We start from the raw sequence: 22,633 nt of genomic DNA, 5'->3' as shown, positions 1-22,633 counted from the left end.
CACGCCCCGTCACTCCTGGCAGCTATGCCGACAATTTGGTGCTGCAGATTTTGGAGACGCGTTAAATGGCGCATAACGAAGCAGTCGACGTAGTACTGGTTGGGGCCGGCATCATGAGTGCCACCCTTGCGGTACTGCTCAAAGAGCTCGACCCCGCGATCAAGCTGGAAGTCGTCGAGCTGATGGATTCCGGTGCCGCGGAGAGTTCCAATCCGTGGAACAACGCCGGTACCGGTCACGCCGGGCTGTGTGAGCTGAACTACACGCCGCAGGCCGCTGACGGCACCGTCGACATCAAGAAAGCCGTGCACATCAACACCCAGTTCGAGGTGTCGAAGCAGTTCTGGTCCTACCTGACCAAGAAAGGCACCTTCGGTTCGTGCAAATCGTTCATCAGCCCGGTGCCGCACCTGAGCTTCGTGCAGGGTGAGAATGGCGTGTCCTTCCTCAAGGAACGCTTCAAGACCCTGAGCAAGCACCATGCCTTCTCGGACATGGAATACACCGAAGACAAAGCCAAGATGGCCGAGTGGATGCCGCTGATGATGCCGGGCCGTCCGGCTGACGAGGTCCTCGCCGCCACCCGCGTGATGAACGGCACCGACGTCAACTTCGGCGCCCTGACCAACCAACTGCTCAAGCACCTGACCAGCGCGCCCGATGCCCAGGTCAAGTACTGCAAGCGCGTCACCGGCCTGAAGCGTAACAACGGCGGCTGGACCGTCAGCATCAAGGACGTCAACAGCGGCAATACCCGCGAAGTCGACGCCAAATTCGTCTTCCTTGGCGCCGGCGGCGCGGCACTGCCGCTGCTGCAAGCGTCGGGCATCGAAGAAAGCAAAGGCTTCGGCGGCTTCCCGATCAGCGGCCAGTGGCTGCGTTGCGACAACCCGGAAGTGGTCAAGCACCACCAGGCCAAGGTCTACAGCCAGGCCGCGGTCGGTTCGCCACCAATGTCCGTGCCGCACCTGGACACCCGTGTGGTCGATGGCAAAAAGTCCCTGCTGTTCGGACCTTATGCCGGTTTCACCACCAAGTTCCTCAAGCACGGTTCGTTCATGGACCTGCCGATGTCGGTCCGCGCCGGCAACATCGGTCCAATGCTGGCCGTGGCCAAAAACAACATGGACCTGACCAAGTATCTGGTCAGCGAAGTGATGCAGTCGATGGAGCAGCGCCTGGAATCCCTGCGTCGCTTCTACCCTGAAGCGAAAGCCGAAGACTGGCGCCTGGAAGTGGCCGGCCAACGGGTGCAGATCATCAAGAAAGACCCGAAGAAAGGCGGCGTTCTGCAGTTCGGTACCGAACTGGTCGCGGCCAAGGACGGTTCCCTTGCCGCTCTGCTCGGCGCCTCGCCAGGCGCCTCGGTGACCGTGTCGATCATGCTGGAATTGATCGAGAAATGCTTCCCGAACAAGGCCAAGGGCGAGTGGGCTGCCAAACTGGCGGAAATCTTCCCGGCTCGGGAGAAAGTCCTGGAAACCGACGCTGCGCTGTATCGCAAGATCAATGCGCAGAACAACGTCGCACTGGAACTGGTTGAAGCAAGCAGCGAAACCCAAAGCTACGCTTGATTCAGCCGCATAAAAAACGCCCCGTCCTCATTGAGGGCGGGGCGTTTTTTTATGCCGTTAAAGGATCGCAGCCTCGCTTCGCTCGACAGCTCCTACAAATGGATTGCTACACCTGTAGGAGCTGTCGAGCGAAGCGAGGCTGCGATCTTTTGATCTTAACCGCGAGCTTTTTCGATCAGCTCGATGTACTCGGCCGCGTTGCGCTGATCCTGGATCAGGGCCACGAAGTTATTGCCGTGCTCATCCTTGCCGTCCAGATCGTAGCCGGCTTCGACAAAGAACGTCAGAAAACGCTCGAAGTCATCGATGCGCAGGCCGCGGTACGCCTTGATCAGTTTGTGCAACGACGGTGAAGTGGCGTCGACCGGCTCGAAATCGAGGAACAGTTTGATCTGCGCATCGCCGATCTCGTCACCAATCACTTGCTTCTTATCTTTACGCATTGCCGACTCCAGCTCGCAGACATTTCACAGGGCGGGCAGTTTACCCCTGCCTTGATGCCGGGCTCAACGCGGACGAACGCTACCGGTGTGCAGATCGGCCCAGATATGGCCGTTGGCGTAACTCAGAAACTGGCAATACACCGTGTCGTTGCGCAGCAAGTCGATCACCACGCGGTACTGGGCCAGCGGGTAATAGAGGGTCAGGGTTTTGCTTTTGTTGTCGTAGATCGGCTTTTTCAGGCTTTTGCTTTCACCATCGAAGTTGACCAGCACCTGGCTGATGGTCGCGCCCTTGTTCAAGGGTTTGCCCTTGAGGCGGATCAGCAACGGTGAGGTGACCGGGATCGGTTGTTGGTTTGACTGACGCTGGCTGCCGAGGACCACCGAATACTCGGTGACCTGCAACAGTTGTTGCTGTTCGGGTTCGGCTTCACGCAGGGTCAGGTCGTCCGGGGGTAAAAACTGCACGTGCATCGGTGCCGGGGCAGCGGCCAGGGGTAGGCTGAAGACCAACATCAGGGCGGCGCAGCTGCGGATCAAAAGACTCATGACAGGCTCCAGGGACGAGGCCGAGCACTCTAGCATGATGATCAATCGGGCGAATAACCGATCCAGATCAATACTCTCAAAGACAACGCTGGGCATACTGAAAGAGCCTTCAGCCCTATCTCGACGGCGTGCCGTCTACTGTGGAGTTCCTATGCCATTCTCCATCCCCCCGTTATTCGCCGCCTGGCGTCAAACCCTGCGTGCAGGTTATAGCCTCAGACGATTGCGCGGCGACATCAGTGCCGGGGTGACGGTAGGGATTATCGCCATTCCCCTGGCCATGGCCCTGGCGATTGCGGTGGGAGTAGCGCCCCAGCAAGGTTTGTATACGGTGCTGATCGCGGCCCCGCTGATCGCCCTGACGGGAGGCTCGCGTTTCAATGTCAGCGGGCCGACAGCCGCGTTCGTGGTGATACTGCTGCCGATCACCCAACAATATGGCCTGGGTGGCCTGCTGCTTTGCACCATGCTCGCAGGGGCAATCCTGATTGCCTTGGGGCTGATTCGGGCCGGGCGGCTGATTCAGTACATTCCTTATCCGGTGACCCTGGGCTTTACCGCCGGGATCGGCATTGTCATCGCCACACTCCAACTAAAGGATTTGCTGGGCCTGAGTACCACCGGGCATGCCGAACATTACATCGAGCAATTAGGTGCGCTGCTCCAGGCATTGCCCAGCGCCCGTCTGGGGGACGGGATCATCGGTGTCATGTGCCTGGCAGTTCTGATCGTCTGGCCGCGGTTTGTGCCAAGGGTTCCGGGGCATCTGGTGGCGCTGGCCGTCGGCGCAATGTTGGGGCTGGCGCTGGAAAGCGGCGGGTTACCGATTGCGACGCTGGGCGAGCGCTTCAGCTATATCGTCGACGGCGTCAGCCACCCCGGCATTCCGCCGTTTCTGCCGAGCTTCGACTGGCCGTGGAATTTGCCGGGGCCCAATGGTCAGCCGCTGCATTTGTCTTATGACCTGATCCGCCAATTAATGGCGCCAGCGTTCGCCATTGCCATGCTCGGTGCCATCGAATCGCTGTTGTGCGCGGTGGTGGCCGATGGCATGACGGGCAGCAAACATGACCCCAACGCCGAACTCCTGGGTCAAGGCATTGGTAACCTGGTCGCACCGTTGTTCGGCGGTATTACCGCCACCGCGGCGATTGCCCGCAGCGCCACCAACGTACGCAGCGGGGCGTTTTCGCCATTGGCGGCAATTATCCACAGTGCGGTGGTGCTGCTGGCGATACTCGCCCTCGCCCCGCTGTTCAGCTACTTGCCGATGGCCGCACTGGCAGCATTGCTTGTGATGGTGGCGTGGAACATGAGCGAGGCCCGGCATGTCGTGCACACCTTGCGCATCGCACCACGCAGCGATGTGTTGGTCTTGCTGACCTGCCTGAGCCTGACAGTGCTGTTCGACATGGTGCTCGCCGTTGCCGTAGGGCTGTTGCTGGCCGCCGGGTTGTTCGTCAAGCGCATGAGCGACCTCACGGACACCGCCGAACTGCCTCGAGAGTTCCATCAAGCCTTACAGGATTTGCCGGAGCATGTTCGTTGCTATGCGATACGCGGGCCGTTGTTTTTCGGTGCGGCGGAAAAAGCCCTGGGCGTGCTGCGCAAATTCAGCCCGGAGGTCAAAGTGGTAATTGTCGAGATGAGTGCCGTGTCCATGCTGGACATGACGGCGTTGGCAGCCTTCGACAATATCCTCAGGGATTACCGCACCGACGGCATCGGCCTGATTCTGGTCGGGACGGCTGCGCGCGTGCGCCTGAAACTCAGGCGCGCGGGCATCCATCGGGAGCAGCGTCAGTTGGCTTACGTGAACAACCTGGAACAGGCTCGACGCAAAAGTGAATGCTGGCTCGTCGGGCAGGACTGAACGCGCGGTTCAAGCGAACTGCGCACGCATTCGGATGGGAGATCTGCCTTCAAGCATCAACGTGTCTGGCGGCTGAAGCCGCCCCCAGACAGTCACCCTGCTTACAGGCCTTTAACGGCAAAAATCCCGTTGGCGTTACGCCAGTAGCCTTTGTAGTCCATGCCATAACCGAAGATGTAACGGTCAATGCACGGCAGGCCGACGAAATCGGCCTTCAGGTCCGGGCGAGCCTTGCGGTCGTGGTCCTTGTCGATCAGCACGGCGGTGTGCACTTTGCGGGCGCCGGCGTGTTTGCAGAAATCGATGATCGCGCCCAGGGTGTGACCTTCGTCGAGGATGTCGTCGATGATCAGCACGTCACGGTCGATGAACGAAACTTCCGGCTTGGCTTTCCAGAACAGCTCGCCGCCGCTGGTTTCGTTGCGATAGCGGGTGGCGTGCAGGTAGGACGCTTCCAGCGGGAATTGCAGATGGGTGAGCAGCTTGCCGGCGAAAATCAGGCCGCCGTTCATCACACAGAACACCACCGGATTGCTTTCAGCCAGTTGTTCGTTGATATGTGCACCGACGCGGGCGATGGCCGCCTCGACTTCAGCTTCGGTGTACAGGCAGTCAGCCTCTCGCATGATTTGACGGATATGCTCGAGATCAGCGGACATGGCGCTCTCCAAGGGGTTTGAGGGGGAGGGACGGATTCGGAAAAGCGGGCAAAGGTACGCATCCCGCACGGCCAGATCAAGCGTTTGTGGACTAACGTACTGTATGTCTATAGGACAACACCCTCGGATAGATTAATCTAGGCCGGTTTTTTTGCCCGCCGCCGGAGCCTTTCCCCATGCCCATCCGTGAGATCCGCCATCCGCTGATCCGTCATAAACTTGGCCTTATGCGCCGCGCCGACATCAGCACGAAGAATTTCCGTGAGCTCGCTCAGGAAGTCGGCGCCCTGCTGACCTATGAAGCCACCAAAGACCTGCCGCTGGAAAGCTACGACATCGAAGGCTGGTGCGGCACGGTGTCGGTGGAGAAAATCGCCGGCAAGAAAATTACCGTGGTGCCGATCCTGCGTGCCGGTATCGGCATGCTCGAAGGCGTGCTGAGCCTGATCCCGGGCGCCAAAGTCAGCGCCGTGGGCGTGGCCCGTAACGAGGAAACCCTCGAAGCCCACACCTATCTGGAAAAACTGGTGCCGGAAATCGACGAGCGCCTGGCGATGATCATCGACCCGATGCTGGCCACCGGCGGCTCGATGGTCGCCACCATCGATTTGCTGAAGAAGGCCGGCTGCAAGGACATCCGCGCGATGGTCCTGGTGGCCGCTCCCGAAGGTATCGCCGCAGTGGAGAAGGCTCACCCGGACGTGACCATCTACACCGCTTCCATTGACCAGAAACTGAACGAACACGGTTACATCATCCCAGGCTTGGGCGATGCCGGTGACAAGATCTTCGGCACCAAGCAGAAGGACGCGTGACCATGCAGCAAGAGTTCAACGATCCGCTCTGGCGCACGGTACTGTCCGGCGCGCAGATGCTGTTCGTGGCCTTCGGCGCCCTGGTGTTGATGCCGCTGATTACCGGCCTCGATCCGAACGTGGCGCTGTTCACCGCAGGCTTAGGGACGATCCTGTTCCAGATCGTCACCGGGCGTCAGGTGCCGGTGTTCCTGGCGTCGAGCTTCGCCTTCATCACCCCGATCATTCTCGCCAAGGGCCAATTTGGCCTGGCGGCGACCATGGGCGGTGTGATGGCGGCCGGGTTCGTCTACACCTTCCTCGGCCTTGCGGTGAAGATCAAAGGCACCGGGTTTATCGACCGTTTGCTGCCTCCGGTGGTGATTGGCCCGGTGATCATCTCCATCGGCCTGGCCATGGCGCCGATTGCCGCCAACATGGCGATGGGCAAGGCGGGCGACGGCACTGAGCTGATTCATTACCAAACGGCGATGATGATTTCGATGCCGGCGCTGCTGACCACCCTGATCGTCGCGGTGTTCGGCAGAGGTATTTTCCGCCTGGTGCCGATTATCTCCGGTGTGCTGGTGGGTTTTGCCATGGCGTTTTATTTCGGCGTGGTCGATACCGCGAAGATTGCCGTGGCACCGTGGTTCGCGATTCCACACTTCACCGCGCCGGAATTCAACTGGCAGGCGATTCTGTTCATCGTTCCGGTGGCCCTGGCCCCGGCCATCGAGCACATCGGTGGCGTGATTGCCGTGGGTAGCGTGACCGGTCGCGACTACCTGAAAAAGCCCGGTCTGCACCGCACCCTGCTCGGCGATGGCATTGCCACCACCGCGGCCGGTCTGTTCGGCGGCCCACCCAACACCACTTACGCCGAAGTGACTGGTGCGGTGATGCTGACCAAGAACTACAACCCGAAAATCATGACCTGGGCGGCGATCTTCGCCATCAGCCTGGCGTTCATCGGCAAATTCGGCGCGCTGCTGCAAAGCATCCCGGTGCCAGTGATGGGCGGGATTCTCTGCCTGTTGTTCGGTTCGATTGCCGCGGTGGGCATGAACACCATGATCCGCCACAAGATCGACCTGGGCGAAGCACGCAACCTGGTAATTGTCTCGGTGACGCTGGTGTTCGGGATTGGCGGCATGCTGGTCGGCACCGGTACCGGCCAGAACGATTTCGGCCTCAAAGGCATCGCGCTGTGCGCGGTGGTGGCGATTGCACTGAACCTGTTGCTGCCGGGCAATGACAGCTGGAAGCACAAGAAGGCGGATGAGCCGCTGTTGTAAGCAGGCGACTCAATCCCCTGTGGCGAGGGAGCTTGCTCCCGCTTGACCGGGCTGGCGCACCAGTGCGCAGCACTCACAAAATCTTCATTGACTGCAAAGATTTTGGGGCCGCTTCGCGACCCAGCGGGAGCGAGCTCCCTCGCCACAACCAGCCCGCCTTCACTTCAATGTATGCTCCTACAAAACCAATGGCGCCCTTTCGCACAAGGCGCTCAGCGCCCGCGCCCACTGTGGCTCATCGTTGAGGCAAGGCACCAGCACCAACTCCTCCCCTCCCGCCTCGCGGAATTGCTCCTTCCCGCGATCACCGATCTCCTCCAGCGTCTCGATGCAATCGGCAACGAACGCCGGGCACATCACCAGGACTTTCTTCACGCCGCTTTTGGCCAACTCGTCGAGGCGAGCTTCAGTGTAGGGTTCTATCCACTTGGCCCGACCCAGACGCGACTGAAACGATACCGACCACTTGCCGTCCGGTAGGCCCACACGCTTGGCAAACTCTGCGGCCGTGCGCAGGCACTGACCGCGGTAGCAGGTCGCGACCACTTCCGGTGGCGCACCGGCGCAGCAATCGCCGCCACCCTCGAAGCTGTGCCCGGGATTGAGCTTTTTCAGGTGACGTTCCGGCAAACCGTGGAAGCTCAGCAGCAGATGATCGAAATCCTGTTGCAGATAAGGCCTGACACTAGCCACCAACGCATCGAGGTATTCCGGTTGATCGTAGAACGGCTGAAGAACCGAGAACTGCATGTCGAGCTTTTTGTCGCGCACCACGCGCTTGGCTTCTTCGATCACCGTGGTCACGGTGCTGTCGGCGAATTGCGGATAGAGCGGTGCCAGGGTCACTTTCTTATGCCCCTGGGCAGCCAGCCGCAGCAGCGCGGACTCAATGGACGGCTCGCCGTACCGCATCGCCAGCTCAACAGGCCCGTGAGTCCACTGCCGGGTCATGGCCTGCTGCAGGCGACGGCTGAGCACCACCAGTGGCGAGCCCTCCTCCCACCAGATCGACGCGTAAGCGTGAGCCGATTGTTCCGGGCGCTTGATCAGAATCAACGACACCAGCAAACGCCGCACCGGCCAAGGCAGGTCGATCACGTACGGGTCCATCAGAAATTGATTGAGGTAACTGCGCACATCCGCCACCGAGGTGGAGGCAGGTGAACCCAGGTTGACCAGAAGCAACGCGTGATCGGTCATGCAACGTCCTATTTCAGAGGCGGCCGGACAGATCGTCCAATGCCGCGCGCAAATCAGTGAACCGGAAAGTGAAACCCGCTTCCAGCAAGCGAGCCGGCATCGCCTTCTGCCCCCCCAGCAACAACAATGACAACTCGCCCAGGCCGACCTTCAAGACGAGAGTCGGCATGGGCATGAACGCGGGACGATGCAACACGTCACCCAACGTTTTGGCGAACTCGCGATTGCGCACCGGTTTGGGCGCGCAGGCATTATAGGGACCGCTGGCCCCATTACGATGCAGAAGAAAATCAATCAGGGCGATTTGATCTTCGATATGAATCCACGACATCCACTGCCGACCGCTGCCGATCGGCCCGCCCAGCCCCAGCTTGAACGGCAACAACAGCCGCGACAAAAAGCCGCCCTCGGCGGACAACACCAACCCGGTACGGATGAGAACCACGCGAATGCCCAAGGCCTCGGCACGTTGCGCGGTTTCTTCCCAGGCGATGCACAACTGGCTGGCGAAATCATCGATGACCGGTGGCGATTGCTCAGTCAACTCCCGCTCGCCGCCGTCGCCGTACCAACCGATCGCTGAGCCGGAGATCAGCACCTGCGGTTTCTGCTCCCGACTTTCGAGCCAGGCCAACAGGGTTTCAGTCAGGGTGATCCGGCTACTCCACAACAGCGCTTTGCGTTTGTGGGTCCAGAGCCGATCGGCGATCGGCGCCCCCGCAAGGTTGACAATTGCATCCACCGGTTCTGGCCCAAAATCCTCAAGCCGTGCGATTCCCCGTACCTGAGTGCCGCAGATTTTGGCGACTTTAGCGGGCGTGCGACTCCAGACCGTGAGGTGATGTCCCTGACTCAACCAGTGTCGGCAGAGCTGACGTCCTATCAAACCAGTACCGCCGGTCAGCAATATGTGCATGACATCTTCCTCGCGTGGCGTTTTACCCGGATCACTAGTCTATTTTTATAAGCAGGGATCTTTGGTATCGGGCAGGTTCTGTGTTTAACAATAGGCCAAGCTCTCAGAACGAGAACGCTAAAAGTTATACCAAAAAACAATATTGTACAGGTTTGAACCACGGCGTAGTCTGTACAGAAAGGCAAACGAGGCCCCTATGACTGTACCTATCGCAATCATCGGCACCGGCATCGCCGGACTCTCAGCCGCCCAGGCCCTTACGGAGGCCGGGCATGTCGTTCATCTGTTCGATAAAAGCCGCGGCAGTGGCGGACGCATGTCAAGCAAGCGCAGCGATGCGGGTGCTCTGGACATGGGCGCGCAATATTTCACTGCCCGCGACCGTCGCTTCGTTACCGAAGTCCAGCGCTGGCAAGCCAACGGTTGGGTTGCCGTGTGGACACCGCAGCTCTATACCTACCACGGCGGCCAACTCAGCCCCTCGCCGGACGAACAGACACGCTGGGTTGGCACGCCGCGCATGAGCGCCATCACCCGTGCGCTGCTCGGTGACCTGGAAGTGCAGTTCAGCTGCCGGATCACCGAGGTCTATCGCGGTGAAGAGCACTGGCATCTGCAAGACGCCGAAGGCTTCACCCACGGGCCGTTCAGTCATGTGGTGATTGCCACGCCAGCCCCTCAGGCGACCGCGCTGCTGCCCGCCGCGCCGAAACTCGCCGGGGCCGCCGCCGGGGTAAAAATGGAGCCGACCTGGGCGGTCGCCCTGGCTTTCGACACGCCACTGGATACCCCGATCGAAGGCTGCTTCGTGCAGGACAGCCCCCTCGACTGGCTGGCGCGCAATCGTAGCAAACCGGGACGCGACAACACCCTCGACACGTGGGTGCTGCACGCCACCAGCGCCTGGAGCCGGCAACATATCGATCTGTCCAAGGAAGCGGTGATCGAGCAATTGCATGGTGCCTTTGCCGAACTGCTGCACGACGCCATGCCTGCACCGACTTTCAGCCTCGCTCACCGCTGGCTTTACGCTCGTCCGGCCAGCAGCCATGAGTGGGGTGCCCTGGCTGATGCTGATCTGGGCTTGTATGTATGCGGCGACTGGTGCCTGTCCGGCCGTGTCGAAGGCGCCTGGCTCAGTGGCCAGGAAGCGGCCCGCCGTCTGCACGAACACCTGCAGTGAACCGCCTCGATTCGAGCACATTGCTGCTGTCGACACGGACAGCAGCCCTGAAAAAACCTATACAAAAAAATTGACTTGTACACCTTTGAATCTATGCTGAGCAGATGTTGTACAGATTTAGTAATCCGTACAGGTCTGGATTCGAGGTGCTCCGATGCCTGCACAATCAGCGACCCCACCCAAAATCGCCATCAGCGCCTGCCTGATGGGGGCCGAGGTGCGCTATAACGGCGGGCACAAGACGTCACGGCTGTGCAGCAGCATCCTTTCCGATTATTTCGATTTCGTCCCGGTGTGCCCGGAAGTTGCCATCGGCCTGGGAATCCCTCGCGAACCGATCCGACTGGTCGGCAACCCTGAACATCCGCAGGCGGTCGGCACGGTCAATCCTGAAAACAACGTCACCCGGCCGCTGGCCGAATATGCTCGGAAAATGGCTTTGGAACTGGGCGACATCTGCGGCTATATCTTCATGCAGAAATCCCCTTCGTGCGGTCTGGAGCGGGTCAAGGTCTACCACGCCAACGGCGCGCCGGTGGACGGCGGTAGCCGTGGCATTTACGCCCGGACCTTCTGCGCGCTGCATCCCGATTTGCCGGTGGAGGAAGAAGGCCGGCTCAACGATCCGGTGCTGCGGGAAAACTTCCTTACCCGCGTATTCGCCTACAGCGCCTGGCAGCAGTTGCTGCAAACCGGCCTGACCCGGCGCGGCCTCACGGATTTTCACTCGCGCTACAAATACCTGTTAATGGCCCACAACCCGGTGCAATACAAAACCCTGGGAAACCTGCTCGGCAACATGGGCCGGACCGCTCCTGAAGTCATCGGCCCGCGCTATTTCAGCGAACTGATGGCGGCCTTGAAAAAATGCGCCACGCGCCGCACCCACACCAACGTCCTGCAACACCTCAGCGGCTATCTCAAACAGGCCATCAGCACTGAAGACAAACAGGAAGTGCAGCATGTGATCAGCCAGTATCGTCACGGCATCGTGCCGCTGGTGGTACCGCTGACGTTGCTCAAACACTACTTTCGCCAGCACCCGGATCCATACATTGCGCAACAGGTTTACCTGCAACCGCACCCGGAAAACCTCAGCCTGCGAAACGCAATCTAATGAAAACCCCACCGGACACCAGCGCCAGCGAAGACCTCGGCACCGACTTCAAAAAGGCCCTGGACGCAGGCTGGCTGCCCATCCGTGAAGTGGCCCGGCAGACCGGAGTCAACGCCGTCACCTTGCGCGCCTGGGAACGGCGCTATGGGCTGATCGTGCCTCAGCGTACTCCCAAGGGGCATCGGCTGTTCTGTGCCGAACACGTTCAACGCATCCTGACGATCCTCACTTGGCTCAATCGCGGCGTGGCGGTCGGTCAGGTCAAGCAACTGCTCGACACGCCTCAGGTACTTGCCGAGCCCGTCGGAAACGATTGGCTGGTGTTGCGCCAGACACTGCTACAAGCCGTTACCCAACTGGCCGAACGCACCCTCGATGACACCGTAAACCAGGCGATGGCGCTGTATCCGCCACGCACCTTGTGTGAACACCTGTTGATGCCGTGGCTGGCGGAACTGGAACAACGCTGGCAAGGTCAGTTCGGCGCGCAGATGGAGCGGGTGTTTGTCTATTCCTGGTTGCGCAGCAAATTCGGCGCGAGGATTTACCACAACAACCGCCAGTTACGTACTGCGCCGCTGTTGCTGATCAATCAATCGGACCTGCCTCTGGAACCTCATCTATGGCTCACCGCCTGGCTGATCAGCAGCACCGATTGCCCGGTGGAAGTTTTCGACTGGCCACTCCCGGCCGGCGAACTGACGCTGGCGGTCGATCACCTGCAAGCCCGCGGCGTCCTGCTGTATTCCAGCAAAGCCATGAATCTTGCAAAATTGTCGAAACTTTTGAATGGCGTCAGTTGCCCAAAAATGATCGCCGGACCAACGGTGTGCATCCACCACGCCGATTTGTCCGCAAAAAACACCGCCATTGCTGATTTGATCCTGGCCGATAACCCGTTATCGGCCCATCTGGACCTGATACAGCGCGGGCTCATTTAATGGCGCTTTTTTGATGAATCGTACGGATACGACCATGCAATTGATCTGGCTGCGCAGCGACCTGCGTCTACACGACAACACCGCCCTCTCGGCCGCCGCAGCCCGTGGCCCGTGTGTGGCGGTGTATTTGCCGAGCCCGCAGCAGTGGCTTGCGCACGACGACGCGCCGTGCAAAGTGGACTTCTGGTTGCGCAACCTCGCCGAATTACGACGCGCGCTGGACGCCCTGAACATCCCGCTACTGATTCGCCAGGCGTCCCGCTGGGATGAAGCGCCCAAGGTTCTGCTCGAACTGTGCCAGCAGTTGAAGATCGACGCGGTGCACGTCAACGAGGAATACGGCATACATGAGACTCGCCGTGATGCGGCGGTGGCCCACGCGCTGAAAGCCCGGGGCATCGACTTTTACAGCCACCTCGATCAGCTGCTGTTCAAGCCAGGCACCGTGCTCACCAGAACCGGAACCTACTTCCAGGTCTTCAGCCAGTTTCGCAAGGTCTGCTACGAACGCCTGCACGCTTCATTACCCGGATTGGTCGCTGCACCCGCCCTTCAGGCTCCATTGCATATCAGCAGCGACGAACCGCCCTCCCGTGTCGAGGGTTTCGCTTCTCCCAACGACAGCTTGCGCGCCCTCTGGCCAGCCGGTGAAACCGAAGCCCGGCGCCGCCTCGACACCTTTGTCGACGCCCAGATCGACTATTACCACAGCGAACGCGACTTCCCGGCAAAACCCGGCACCAGCCAGCTCTCGGCCTATCTCACCGCCGGGGTGATTTCCCCTCGTCAGTGCCTGCACGCCGCGTTGCGAAGCAATCAGGGCGAGTTCGAAAGCGGCAAGGTCGGCGCCGTCACCTGGATCAACGAGCTGCTGTGGCGCGAGTTCTACAAACACATATTGGTGGGCTACCCACGTGTATCCCGGCACCGCGCCTTCCGTCCGGAAACCGAAGCCCTGGTCTGGCGTGACGCCCCGCAAGAACTCGAGGCCTGGCAGCAAGGCCGCACCGGCCTGCCGATCATCGATGCCGCCATGCGCCAATTGCTGGAAACCGGCTGGATGCACAACCGCCTGCGCATGGTGGTGGCGATGTTCCTGACCAAGAACCTGCTGATCGACTGGCGTGAAGGCGAGCGCTTCTTCATGCGGCACCTGATTGATGGCGACCTGGCGGCGAACAATGGTGGCTGGCAGTGGAGTTCGTCCACCGGCACCGATTCGGCGCCCTACTTCCGGATTTTCAACCCGCTGAGCCAGTCGGAAAAGTTCGATGCCGAAGGGGTGTTCATCAAGCACTGGGTGCCGGAGCTCAACGAATTGAATAGAGAAGACCTGCACAACCCGGCAAATCTCGACGGACTGTTCGGCGTGAGGAATTATCCGTCGCCCATCGTCAATCTGAGTGCTTCCCGTGAACGGGCCCTGGCCGCGTTCAAGAACCTGCCATCACGACAGGGTTTATCGCCACCGTCATTAAATTGATGCTGAGCGTTGCGTCATGAACACGGAATTGAGCCAGGGAAATATTGGGTAAATAAGGGGATTGGGATGAGTCGTACACCTCCAAGGCGATACTGGTTGACCGGCGCCAGCAACGGTATTGGCGCTGCGCTGGCTGAAGAAATACTGAAAAGCGGTGCCCATCTGGCGGTCAGCTCCCGCTCGGTGGCGTCACTGAAAGACCTGTCTGAGCGCTATCCCGGTCAGGTGCTGGTGGTCGCGGGCGATTTGACCAACGGGCAAAGAGTGCGTGAAATCGGCGAGCATATTGCGCAGGAATGGGATTCTCTGGACACCATGATCCTTAACGCCGGCACCTGCGAATACGTCGACGCCAATCAGTTAGACTCGTCAATCATCGAGCACATCGTGCGTACCAACTTGCTTGCCAGCAGCTATTGCATCGCAGCCGCCCGGCCTTTGCTGCAGGCGGGCACTGCGCCGCATCTAGTGGGCATTGCCAGTTCGGTGACCTGGTTACCCCTGCCGTGGACCGAATCCTATGGCGATTCAAAGGCCGGGTTGCGTCATCTATTCGAGTCATTGCGCATCGACATGGCGCCGGAAAACATCGAAATGACCGTGGTCAGCCCAGGACTTATCAATACGCCTCTGAACAACGGCGTCCCGATACATCTCGACTGGTCGGCAGGCCAAGCCGCGCGATACCTCCTCGACATGATCAAGAATCGTCCACTGGAATTCTCCTTGCCGGAGCTGCTCATGCCTGTTCTTTGGCCCCTGCCGCAACAACCCGACCGGGCGGGACTGGCAATCGACGAACAAGCGCGAAACAAGCCGCCGATCGAGGGTCTGCCGTGAAGCCTGAGCGTCTGTCAGGCCTTTTACACAGCGTGGGCTCACTGCCTTACACTGCGCGCCATGAAAACCATTCCCCACACGCAAGTCGCCGAGCCTGCGGTCACCTGCTCGACCTGCGCAGCCTGCTGCTGCCAGCTTGAAGTGATGCTGATCACTGACACCGGCGTGCCCGAACGTTTTATCGATACCGATGATTGGGGTGGTGAAGTCATGCTGCGACTGGATGACGGCTGGTGCGCCGCACTGGATCGCAACAGCATGATGTGCACCATCTATGAAAAGCGTCCGCTGATCTGCCGGGAGTTCGAAATGGGCGCACCGGAATGCATCACCGAACGCCAGGGGATTGCGACAGCGTATCGGTGAGATCGAAGTCACCCGGTGCCATGTGAGAGCCCCCGCCACAGGTAGCTCCCACATCCAAACATTGCAGGCTTACAACGGCATCGTGTAATGCAATGCGTAGCTTTCTACACCGTCGTTCGGGTTACTGATCCCGGCATTGGAGTAGTGGGTGGCGCGAATCCCGACTTCATGTCCGCCGGCAAAGCGCAGACCAAACCCGAAACGGTCTTCGAACTGAAAGGCACTGCCGAGCTTGTTATCTTCGTATTCGGTGTTGGCAAACACCGCGATACCGATACCCGCTTCGACGTAGGGCTTGATGTTCTGACCGGCAAACTCGTACACCAGTACCGGCGAGAACGACAAACTGTGATTGCTCGCCGTTTTGTCGCCATCCCAGTAGGTGTAAGCGCCGCTCCAGTAGCCGGTCAAGCGGCCAACATCACTCTGCAACCAGCTCTTGTCCCAATCGAACTGCATGCCCAGTCGGTAGGTCATGGTCGAATCGCTGGTCTGGCCGACCCCGAACTCCACCCCTGCCGCCTGCGCGGAAAAACTGTGCCCCATCAATGCGGTCGCAATCGCGGCCAAACAGAATAGTCGCTTCATTAGAAACATCCTTTTCCGAACAATTTAGTATGATTTTTATGCTGCAAAACAAACAAAGCTATAGAAGTCACCGTTTAATCAGAAGCTCACCCCAATTATTCGTTTGCTACGCGTCTCTATCTTTCGAAGCTTCGCACAACCCCAGACATATTCCACAGGATCGGCAAGATATTTCTGAAATGCTCTGGGTCCGCACTCGACCAGAACTGTGCGGGGCGAGCAGGCCCCTCGGCCAGCAATTCTCGCTCGGCCAGCAGACGCTGGAGCTGCCGCGCCACAGCGGCGCCGGTATCAATCAAGCTGATGTTTTGCGGGAGCATCTGCTTTAGCAGCGGCTTTAAAAAGGGATAATGCGTACAGCCCAGAATGATCGTATCTGCACCTGCAGCCAGCAGCGGCTCGACATACCCTCGCAGCAACTGACGCAATGTCTCGCTGTGCAGATCGCCATTTTCAATCAGCTCCACCAGCCCGGGGCACGGCTGAGTAATCACCCGTACATCGGTGGCGAAACGATCGAGCAAGGCAGCAAACTTGGCACTCTGCAAAGTACCGGTGGTGGCGAGCACGCCGACCACACCGCTACGCGTCGCCGCAGCGGCCGGTTTGACCGCAGGCTCCATGCCGACGATAGGCCACTCGGGGTAATCGCGCCGCAAGTCCGCAACGCCGGCCACCGTCGCGGTGTTGCAAGCCAGCACCAGCGCCTTGGCGCCTTGCTGCTGAAAGAACCGCGCCATGACACTGCAACGCTGGCGGATGAATGCCGGGGTTTTCTCGCCGTAGGGAATATTCCCGCAATCGCCGAAGTACAACAGAGACTCGTTTGGCAGCAACTGCTGGATCTCGGCCAGCACGGAGAGTCCACCGACGCCGGAATCGAACACAGCAATCGGCGCTTCACGCATGGCGCGACCCGCAGACGCTGCAGCCTGGATCACGCTTGACCCGCAATTCACGGAAGCGTGAGCCCAAGGCATCAATCAATAACAGGCGCCCCACCAGCGGCTCGCCGAACCCCACCAGCAGTTTCAGCGCTTCCAGTGCCTGGAGGCTGCCGACCAACCCGACCAAAGGACCGACGACGCCCGCCTCGCTGCAGGTCAACTCGGCCTCGCTGCCGTGCCCGTATAAACAGTGGTAGCACGGGCTCTCTGGACGACGCGGGTCGAACACCGACAATTGCCCTTCCAGGCGAATCGCCGCACCGCTGACCAGCGGCTTGCGCGCGGCCACACACGCAGCGTTGACCGCCTCGCGGGTGGAAAAATTGTCGGAACAGTCCAGCACCAGATCCACCGTGGCAACAGCGGCGGCCAGCGAATCCTCGTCCAATGCAGTGCGATGGGCGATCAGCTGAATCTCTGGATTGATCGCGGTCAGGCGACGGATCGCCGAATCGACCTTGCTCAGGCCGACGCTGTCGGTGTCGTGAACGATCTGGCGTTGCAGATTGGTCAGGTCGACCGTGTCGAAGTCCGCCAGATGCAACTCACCGACACCAGCCGCGGCCAGGTACAGCGCAACCGGCGACCCGAGGCCACCGAGACCGATAATCAGCACACGGCTTTCCTTGAGCCGTAACTGGCCGTCGATGTCGACGTGTTGCAGCAGAATCTGCCGGCTGTATCGCAGCAATTCCTGATCATTCAGCACGGCAAGCGCCCCAGACTGATGCGTTGGTGACCGCCCAGATCGGTGCGGCTATGGACTTCTTCAAAGCCACGGGTCAGCAGCAAATCGCACACTGAGCAGGCTTGATCGTAACCGTGTTCGAGCATCAACCAACCACCCGCTTCAAGATAATCCGGTGCCTGGGCGACGATCAGACGCAAATCGTCGAGCCCATCGACACCCGCCACCAAGGCACTGGCCGGCTCAAAGCGTACGTCGCCCTCCACCAGATGCGGATCGGTCGAAGCGATGTAGGGCGGATTGCTGATGATCAGTTGAAAACGCTGGCCTTCCAGGGCACTGAACCAATGACTGCTCAACACCGTGGCATTGTTCAGGTTCAAGCGCTGACGATTGCGCTCGGCCAGGGCCACGGCTTCCAGCACGCGATCCACGGCGGTGACCTTCCAGGCAGGACGCTCGCTGGCCAGCGCCAGGGCGATGGCACCACTGCCGGTACCCAGATCGAGCACCTTGGCTGGGGTGGCCGGCAACAGTTCCAACGCTGCTTCCACCAGCAATTCAGTGTCGGGACGCGGAATCAACGTGTGGGGCGCGACTTCCAGGTCGAGCTTCCAGAAGCCTTGCTGACCCAGAATATAGGCCACTGGCTCACCGCTGCGGCGGCGCTGCAAATACTCGGCAAACTTCAGTGCCGCTTCGCTCGGGACGATACGCTCAGGCCAGGTGTGCAGAAAGCTGCGGGACTTGCCCAAGGCCGCCGCCAGCAGCAATTCGGCATCCAGGCGCGCGGTGGGCGAATCAGGCAAATCGGCGGCGCGCAGCAAACTGGCAATGATCGTCATTTACTCACCTATCGCTGCCAATTGATCGGCCTGGTATTCGGCCAGCAACGGTTCGATCACCGCATCCACGCCGCCCGCGAGAATTTCGTCGAGCGAATACAGCGTCAGGTTGACCCGATGGTCGGTGACCCGGCCCTGGGCGAAGTTGTAGGTACGGATCCGCTCGGAGCGGTCACCGGAACCGACCAGCAATTTACGCTCGCTGGCGATGGCATTGGCCGCGGCACTGGTCTGCTGGTCGTTGAGTTTGGCCGACAGCCAGGACATCGCCCGGGCGCGGTTCTTGTGCTGGGAACGTTCTTCCTGGCACTCGACGACAATACCGGACGGCAAGTGCGTGATACGAATCGCCGAGTCGGTCTTGTTGACGTGCTGACCACCGGCACCGGAGGAGCGATAGGTGTCGACCCGCAGATCCGCCGGGTTGATCTCGATGGCTTCCTGCTCGTCCGGCTCGGGCAATACCGCCACGGTGCAGGCCGAGGTGTGGATGCGACCTTGAGACTCAGTGGCCGGAACCCGCTGCACACGGTGCGCACCGGATTCGAACTTCAGTTTGCCGTAGACGTTCTCGCCTTCGACACGGGCGATAACTTCTTTATAGCCACCGTGTTCGCCTTCGTTCTCCGAGAGAATCTCTACCCGCCAGCCACGCCGCTCGGCGTAACGCGAATACATGCGGAACAGGTCGCCGGAGAAAATCGCCGCTTCATCACCGCCAGTGCCCGCGCGGATTTCCAGGAACACGTTACGACCGTCGTTCGGATCCTTGGGCAGCAGCATGCGTTGCAGGCTGGCTTCGAGCTCGATCAATCGCTCCTTGGCTTCGCGGACTTCTTCCACGGCCATTTCACGCATGTCCGGGTCGCTGTCCTTGAGCAGTGCCTGTGCGCCTTCGAGGTCGCCCTGCACTTTAAGCAGCTGTTTATAGGTGTCGACGATCGGCTCGACCTCCGCGTATTCCTTGGAATAGGTGCGGAATTTGTTCTGATCGGAAATGACTTCGCCATCGCCAAGCAGGGCGGTCAATTCCTCGAAACGGTCCTGGAGGATGTCCAGCTTATTGAGCAGTGACGCTTTCATTGCGGTTTCTTATCCGAAAAGCTATCCGATGAGCCCTCACCGAGGGCAAAGAGTTCCTGGGCCATGGCCAGCGCATCGAGGCGGCCTTCGGCAGAGAGCTTTTTCAATTGCACGCTCGGGGCATGCAAGAGTTTGTTGGTCAGGCCACGGGCCAGTTGCACCAGCACGTCCTCGGCGCTGCTGCCGTTGGCGAGCATGCGCTGGGCCTTCTGCAATTCTTCGTCGCGCAGGCGCTCGCTTTGTTGACGATAAGCCTTGAGCACATCCACCGCCGCCAGTTCGCGCAGGCGAACCATGAAATCTTCGGCTCCGACCGACACCATCTCCTCGGCAGCCTGGGCAGCGCCCTGACGGCTCTTGAGGTTTTCGGCGACCACTTCGTGGAGATCGTCGACGCTATACAGGTAAACGTCGTCCAACTCGCCGACTTCCGGTTCGATATCCCGAGGGACTGCGATATCCACCATGAAAATCGGCTTGTGCTTACGCAATTTCAAGGCACTTTCCACCGCGCCTTTACCGAGAATAGGCAACTGGCTGGCGGTGGAACTGATGACGATGTCGCTGCGCACCAGTTCTGTCGGGATGTCCGAGAGCAACACCGCATGGGCGCCAAACTGCTCGGCCAGGGTGCTTGCGCGCTCCAGGGTACGGTTGGCGACCACGATTCGCTTCACACCCAGCTCATGCAGATGGCGGGCGACCAGGGTGATGGTCTCGCCGGCGCCGATCAACAAGGCCTGGCTGCGTTGCAAATCACTGAAAATCTGTTTCGCCAGGCTGACCGCGGCAAACGCCACTGACACCGGGTTTTCACCGATGGCGGTGTCGGTTCGCACCTGTTTGGCCGCATTGAACGTGGCCTGGAACAAACGCCCGAGTAGCGGACCAATGGTGCCCGCCTCGCGAGCCACGGCGTAGGCCGATTTCATCTGGCCAAGAATCTGTGGTTCACCCAACACCAGCGAATCGAGCCCGGAGGCGACCCGCATCATGTGACGAACTGCCGCATCATCTTCATGCACATAAGCGCTTGCACGCAGTTCTTCGAGGCTCAAATGATGATAATCGGCCAGCCAGCGCAGCACGATGTCAGCCGAAAGGTGATCCTGTTCTATATACAGTTCACTGCGATTGCAGGTGGAGAGGATCGCAGCTTCGCGGCTGTCGGTGAGTCGGCAGAGCTGCTGCAAGGCCTCAACCAGCTGCTCAGGGGTAAAGGCCACGCGCTCGCGGACGTCTACTGAAGCAGTCTTGTGGTTAATACCGAGTGCAAGGAAGGCCATTCAAGGTCGCTGATGGTGACGTGAAGCCGACAATTGTCCTACTTCGACAGAGCCAGAACAACCACTCGATATCTATCGTCCCGGTTGACGCCGCCGAAGCTGCGATCCGTTCTCGTTTACACCAGCGCCGGGCCTGCAGGGATTGCGTGCGCGGGTAAATTGGCCGGGCGGTTATGTTTGACCGAAGGCTTGTGTCATGATGATCCGACCGCAGGTTAGTCGTCCTCTTCCTATATGAATAGATCTTCCGCGTTGCTCCTCGCTTTTGTCTTCCTCAGCGGCTGCCAGGCCTTGGCACCCGTTTCGTCGGACGGTACGCCGCCGGTCGAAGACAGCACCCCGGCGCCTGAAAAGCCCAAGGTTTACAGCTCGTTCAGCGAAGAAACCGTCTTCAGCCTGTTGAGCGCCGAAGTGGCTGGCCAGCGCAATCGTTACGACATTGCCCTGGACAACTACGTGACCCAGGCCATCAATACCCAGGATCCGGGCATCTCCGAGCGGGCATTTCGCATTGCCGAATACCTGGGCGCCGATCAAGCGGCCCTCGACACCTCGCTGATCTGGGCAAAAAACGCCCCGAACGATCTCGAGGCGCAACGGGCGGCGGCCGTGCAACTCGCCCGCGCCGGGCGTTACGACGACTCCATGGCTTATATGGAAAAAGTCCTGCAAGGCAAAGGCGACACTCATTTTGACTTCCTCGCCCTGTCTGCGGCCGATACTGACCAGGAAACCCGCAACGGCCTGATGAAAGGTTTTGACCGTTTGTTGCAGCGCCACCCGCACAACAACCAGCTGATTTTCGGCAAGGCCTTGCTGTTGCAACAGGATGGCGACGCCAAAGGCGCGCTGACCCTGCTCGAAGACAACCCGCCGGAAGAAGGCGAAATAGCGCCGATTCTGCTGCGCGCGCGCCTGCTGCAAGGGCTCAGCCGTGGCGGTGAAGCCTTGCCGTTACTGCAAAAAAGCATCAAGAAATACCCGGACGACAAACGCCTGCGCCTGACCTACGCGCGCATGCTGGTCGAACAGGACCGCATGGACGACGCCAAGGTCGAGTTCTCGAGCCTGGTGCAGCAATACCCGGAAGACGACGAACTGCGTTATTCGTTGGCTCTGGTCTGCCTGGAAGCCAAGGCCTGGAACGAAGCAAAAGGTTATCTGGAAGACTTGATCGCCAGGGAAAGCCATGTCGACTCAGCTCACCTGAACCTTGGGCGTATCGCTGAAGAGCGTAACGACCCCCAGGGCGCGCTGATCGAGTACGCCCAGGTCGGGCCGGGCAACGATTACCTGCCAGCGCAATTGCGTCAGGCCGATATTCTGATGAACAACGGCAGGACCGCCGAAGCCCAAAAACGTCTTGCGGCCCAGCGCGACGAGCAACCCGATTACGCCATCCAGTTGTACCTGATCGAAGTCGAAACCTTGTCGGCCAACAAACAGGGCGACAAGGCCTGGAACGTCTTGCAGCAAGCCCTGCAGAAATTCCCGGATGATTTGAATCTGCTGTATACCCGAGCCATGCAGGCGGAAAAGCGTAATGACCTGGCGCAGATGGAAAAAGACCTGCGACTGATCATCAAACGCGACCCGGACAATGCGATGGCGTTGAATGCCCTCGGCTACACCCTGTCCGACCGCACCACGCGCTACGCCGAAGCCAAGGCCCTGATCGAACAGGCGCACCAGTTGAACCCGGAAGACCCGGCCGTTCTCGACAGCCTCGGCTGGGTGAATTTCCGCCTGGGCAACCTCGACGAAGCCGAGCGCTATTTGCGCCAGGCGCTGGAGCGCTTCCCCGATCAGGAAGTTGCCGCTCATCTGGGCGAGGTCCTGTGGGCCAATGGCAAACAACGCGAAGCCAAACAAGTCTGGAGCAAGTTCCTCAAGGAGCAGCCCGACAGCCCTACCCTGCGCAGCACCATCAAGCGCCTGACCGGATCAGAGACTCTTTAAG

22 protein-coding genes are annotated in these 22,633 nt (G+C 59.8%); 11 read left to right on the top strand and 11 right to left on the bottom strand.

Annotation, left to right across the window (positions count from 1 at the left end):
• Positions 1-65 precede the first annotated feature (65 nt).
• On the top strand, positions 66-1,574 hold the full coding sequence (gene mqo, locus LOY36_RS04270; protein WP_018929589.1) for a malate dehydrogenase (quinone): 1,509 nt from the start codon (positions 66-68) through the stop codon (positions 1,572-1,574).
• 155 nt (positions 1,575-1,729) lie between these two features.
• Here the strand turns inward: mqo and LOY36_RS04265 are convergent, their stop codons facing one another.
• Positions 1,730-2,017 (bottom strand): PA4642 family protein, encoded by a 288-nt coding sequence (locus LOY36_RS04265; protein WP_019651164.1) that lies wholly within the window; start codon positions 2,015-2,017, stop codon positions 1,730-1,732.
• Positions 2,018-2,080: 63 nt separating this feature from the next.
• Positions 2,081-2,566 carry a hypothetical protein gene (locus tag LOY36_RS04260; RefSeq protein ID WP_019651163.1) on the bottom strand — a complete coding sequence of 162 codons (486 nt, stop codon included), beginning with the start codon at positions 2,564-2,566 and terminating at the stop codon, positions 2,081-2,083.
• Between the two features lie 151 nt (positions 2,567-2,717).
• Here LOY36_RS04260 and dauA point away from each other — a divergent pair, with 151 nt between their 5' ends.
• On the top strand, positions 2,718-4,439 hold the full coding sequence (gene dauA / locus LOY36_RS04255; protein ID WP_258672381.1) for a C4-dicarboxylic acid transporter DauA: 1,722 nt from the start codon (positions 2,718-2,720) through the stop codon (positions 4,437-4,439).
• A gap of 101 nt (positions 4,440-4,540) precedes the next feature.
• Here the strand turns inward: dauA and LOY36_RS04250 are convergent, their stop codons facing one another.
• The gene (locus tag LOY36_RS04250) at positions 4,541-5,098 is read right to left on the bottom strand and encodes a hypoxanthine-guanine phosphoribosyltransferase (protein WP_007939779.1); all 558 of its coding nucleotides are present in this window, start codon (positions 5,096-5,098) and stop codon (positions 4,541-4,543) included.
• A 176-nt stretch (positions 5,099-5,274) separates the two neighbouring features.
• Between LOY36_RS04250 and upp the strand changes: the two genes are divergently transcribed.
• Positions 5,275-5,913: a uracil phosphoribosyltransferase gene (upp, locus tag LOY36_RS04245; RefSeq protein ID WP_007939777.1), complete on the top strand. Its 639-nt coding sequence runs from the start codon at positions 5,275-5,277 to the stop codon at positions 5,911-5,913.
• 2 nt (positions 5,914-5,915) lie between these two features.
• Complete coding sequence (locus LOY36_RS04240; protein WP_018929585.1) at positions 5,916-7,190, top strand: uracil-xanthine permease family protein; 1,275 nt, start codon at positions 5,916-5,918, stop codon at positions 7,188-7,190.
• Between the two features lie 177 nt (positions 7,191-7,367).
• Here the strand turns inward: LOY36_RS04240 and hemH are convergent, their stop codons facing one another.
• Together hemH and LOY36_RS04230 are read right to left on the bottom strand one after the other, a co-directional pair.
• Complete coding sequence (gene hemH, locus LOY36_RS04235; protein WP_258672380.1) at positions 7,368-8,390, bottom strand: ferrochelatase; 1,023 nt, start codon at positions 8,388-8,390, stop codon at positions 7,368-7,370.
• A 13-nt stretch (positions 8,391-8,403) separates the two neighbouring features.
• Positions 8,404-9,306 carry a TIGR01777 family oxidoreductase gene (locus LOY36_RS04230; protein ID WP_026346026.1) on the bottom strand — a complete coding sequence of 301 codons (903 nt, stop codon included), beginning with the start codon at positions 9,304-9,306 and terminating at the stop codon, positions 8,404-8,406.
• A 196-nt stretch (positions 9,307-9,502) separates the two neighbouring features.
• On the opposite strand from LOY36_RS04230, the gene LOY36_RS04225 reads away from it, so the two are divergent.
• The 6 genes from LOY36_RS04225 (at position 9,503) to LOY36_RS04200 (ending at position 15,236) form a co-directional block, all read left to right on the top strand.
• Positions 9,503-10,489, top strand: a complete 987-nt coding sequence (locus tag LOY36_RS04225; protein WP_019582382.1) for an NAD(P)/FAD-dependent oxidoreductase — start codon at positions 9,503-9,505, stop codon at positions 10,487-10,489.
• Between the two features lie 154 nt (positions 10,490-10,643).
• Positions 10,644-11,606 carry a DUF523 and DUF1722 domain-containing protein gene (locus tag LOY36_RS04220; RefSeq protein ID WP_019651158.1) on the top strand — a complete coding sequence of 321 codons (963 nt, stop codon included), beginning with the start codon at positions 10,644-10,646 and terminating at the stop codon, positions 11,604-11,606.
• The gene (locus LOY36_RS04215; RefSeq protein ID WP_258613129.1) at positions 11,606-12,547 is read left to right on the top strand and encodes a MerR family transcriptional regulator; all 942 of its coding nucleotides are present in this window, start codon (positions 11,606-11,608) and stop codon (positions 12,545-12,547) included. The genes LOY36_RS04220 and LOY36_RS04215 overlap by 1 nt, the downstream gene beginning before the upstream one ends.
• A 34-nt stretch (positions 12,548-12,581) precedes the next feature.
• Positions 12,582-14,030, top strand: a complete 1,449-nt coding sequence (phrB, locus tag LOY36_RS04210; protein WP_258672378.1) for a deoxyribodipyrimidine photo-lyase — start codon at positions 12,582-12,584, stop codon at positions 14,028-14,030.
• Between the two features lie 66 nt (positions 14,031-14,096).
• Complete coding sequence (locus LOY36_RS04205) at positions 14,097-14,870, top strand: SDR family oxidoreductase (RefSeq protein ID WP_258672377.1); 774 nt, start codon at positions 14,097-14,099, stop codon at positions 14,868-14,870.
• Positions 14,871-14,930: 60 nt separating this feature from the next.
• Positions 14,931-15,236: a YkgJ family cysteine cluster protein gene (locus LOY36_RS04200; RefSeq protein WP_018929577.1), complete on the top strand. Its 306-nt coding sequence runs from the start codon at positions 14,931-14,933 to the stop codon at positions 15,234-15,236.
• Positions 15,237-15,305: 69 nt separating this feature from the next.
• On the opposite strand, the gene LOY36_RS04195 is transcribed toward LOY36_RS04200, so the two are convergent.
• The 6 genes from LOY36_RS04195 to hemA all read right to left on the bottom strand — a co-directional run bounded on the left by LOY36_RS04195 (position 15,306) and on the right by hemA (position 20,673).
• Positions 15,306-15,824: an acyloxyacyl hydrolase gene (locus tag LOY36_RS04195; RefSeq protein WP_258672376.1), complete on the bottom strand. Its 519-nt coding sequence runs from the start codon at positions 15,822-15,824 to the stop codon at positions 15,306-15,308.
• A 116-nt stretch (positions 15,825-15,940) separates the two neighbouring features.
• Complete coding sequence (gene murI, locus LOY36_RS04190) at positions 15,941-16,732, bottom strand: glutamate racemase (RefSeq protein WP_019651153.1); 792 nt, start codon at positions 16,730-16,732, stop codon at positions 15,941-15,943.
• Positions 16,725-17,480, bottom strand: coding sequence for a molybdopterin-synthase adenylyltransferase MoeB (locus LOY36_RS04185; RefSeq protein ID WP_258672374.1), 756 nt, complete (start codon positions 17,478-17,480; stop codon positions 16,725-16,727). The genes murI and LOY36_RS04185 overlap by 8 nt, the downstream gene beginning before the upstream one ends.
• A complete protein-coding gene (prmC, locus tag LOY36_RS04180) occupies positions 17,474-18,304 on the bottom strand; it encodes a peptide chain release factor N(5)-glutamine methyltransferase (RefSeq protein ID WP_019651151.1) in 831 nt (276 codons plus the stop codon). Before prmC ends, LOY36_RS04185 begins: the two co-directional genes overlap by 7 nt.
• Positions 18,305-19,387 (bottom strand): peptide chain release factor 1, encoded by a 1,083-nt coding sequence (prfA, locus tag LOY36_RS04175; protein WP_007939759.1) that lies wholly within the window; start codon positions 19,385-19,387, stop codon positions 18,305-18,307.
• Positions 19,384-20,673, bottom strand: a complete 1,290-nt coding sequence (hemA, locus tag LOY36_RS04170; RefSeq protein WP_026346024.1) for a glutamyl-tRNA reductase — start codon at positions 20,671-20,673, stop codon at positions 19,384-19,386. Before hemA ends, prfA begins: the two co-directional genes overlap by 4 nt.
• 234 nt (positions 20,674-20,907) lie before the next feature.
• On the opposite strand from hemA, the gene LOY36_RS04165 reads away from it, so the two are divergent.
• Entirely contained in the window at positions 20,908-22,632 is a 1,725-nt protein-coding gene (locus tag LOY36_RS04165; protein ID WP_258672372.1) for a tetratricopeptide repeat protein, read from the top strand.
• Position 22,633 lies beyond the last annotated feature (1 nt).

Source organism: Pseudomonas sp. B21-019, from assembly GCF_024749225.1.
Classification (GTDB): Bacteria; Pseudomonadota; Gammaproteobacteria; order Pseudomonadales; family Pseudomonadaceae; genus Aquipseudomonas.
The sequence above is the reverse complement of the archived record's forward strand: the minus strand, read 5'-3'. Positions and strand labels throughout refer to the sequence as shown.

What these genes read in the sequence shown, in the direction of transcription:
- LOY36_RS04250 (WP_007939779.1), bottom strand. Translation starts at nt 5,098, where the DNA reads ATGTCCGCTGATCTCGAGCATATCCGTCAAATCATGCGAGAGGCTGAC.
- phrB (WP_258672378.1), top strand. Translation starts at nt 12,582, where the DNA reads ATGCAATTGATCTGGCTGCGCAGCGACCTGCGTCTACACGACAACACC.
- LOY36_RS04205 (WP_258672377.1), top strand. Translation starts at nt 14,097, where the DNA reads ATGAGTCGTACACCTCCAAGGCGATACTGGTTGACCGGCGCCAGCAAC.
- upp (WP_007939777.1), top strand. Translation starts at nt 5,275, where the DNA reads ATGCCCATCCGTGAGATCCGCCATCCGCTGATCCGTCATAAACTTGGC.
- LOY36_RS04220 (WP_019651158.1), top strand. Translation starts at nt 10,644, where the DNA reads ATGCCTGCACAATCAGCGACCCCACCCAAAATCGCCATCAGCGCCTGC.
- hemH (WP_258672380.1), bottom strand. Translation starts at nt 8,390, where the DNA reads ATGACCGATCACGCGTTGCTTCTGGTCAACCTGGGTTCACCTGCCTCC.
- LOY36_RS04215 (WP_258613129.1), top strand. Translation starts at nt 11,606, where the DNA reads ATGAAAACCCCACCGGACACCAGCGCCAGCGAAGACCTCGGCACCGAC.
- hemA (WP_026346024.1), bottom strand. Translation starts at nt 20,673, where the DNA reads ATGGCCTTCCTTGCACTCGGTATTAACCACAAGACTGCTTCAGTAGAC.
- LOY36_RS04265 (WP_019651164.1), bottom strand. Translation starts at nt 2,017, where the DNA reads ATGCGTAAAGATAAGAAGCAAGTGATTGGTGACGAGATCGGCGATGCG.
- mqo (WP_018929589.1), top strand. Translation starts at nt 66, where the DNA reads ATGGCGCATAACGAAGCAGTCGACGTAGTACTGGTTGGGGCCGGCATC.
- LOY36_RS04165 (WP_258672372.1), top strand. Translation starts at nt 20,908, where the DNA reads ATGAATAGATCTTCCGCGTTGCTCCTCGCTTTTGTCTTCCTCAGCGGC.
- LOY36_RS04230 (WP_026346026.1), bottom strand. Translation starts at nt 9,306, where the DNA reads ATGCACATATTGCTGACCGGCGGTACTGGTTTGATAGGACGTCAGCTC.
- LOY36_RS04240 (WP_018929585.1), top strand. Translation starts at nt 5,916, where the DNA reads ATGCAGCAAGAGTTCAACGATCCGCTCTGGCGCACGGTACTGTCCGGC.
- LOY36_RS04195 (WP_258672376.1), bottom strand. Translation starts at nt 15,824, where the DNA reads ATGAAGCGACTATTCTGTTTGGCCGCGATTGCGACCGCATTGATGGGG.
- prfA (WP_007939759.1), bottom strand. Translation starts at nt 19,387, where the DNA reads ATGAAAGCGTCACTGCTCAATAAGCTGGACATCCTCCAGGACCGTTTC.
- murI (WP_019651153.1), bottom strand. Translation starts at nt 16,732, where the DNA reads ATGCGTGAAGCGCCGATTGCTGTGTTCGATTCCGGCGTCGGTGGACTC.
- dauA (WP_258672381.1), top strand. Translation starts at nt 2,718, where the DNA reads ATGCCATTCTCCATCCCCCCGTTATTCGCCGCCTGGCGTCAAACCCTG.
- LOY36_RS04260 (WP_019651163.1), bottom strand. Translation starts at nt 2,566, where the DNA reads ATGAGTCTTTTGATCCGCAGCTGCGCCGCCCTGATGTTGGTCTTCAGC.
- prmC (WP_019651151.1), bottom strand. Translation starts at nt 18,304, where the DNA reads ATGACGATCATTGCCAGTTTGCTGCGCGCCGCCGATTTGCCTGATTCG.
- LOY36_RS04225 (WP_019582382.1), top strand. Translation starts at nt 9,503, where the DNA reads ATGACTGTACCTATCGCAATCATCGGCACCGGCATCGCCGGACTCTCA.
- LOY36_RS04200 (WP_018929577.1), top strand. Translation starts at nt 14,931, where the DNA reads ATGAAAACCATTCCCCACACGCAAGTCGCCGAGCCTGCGGTCACCTGC.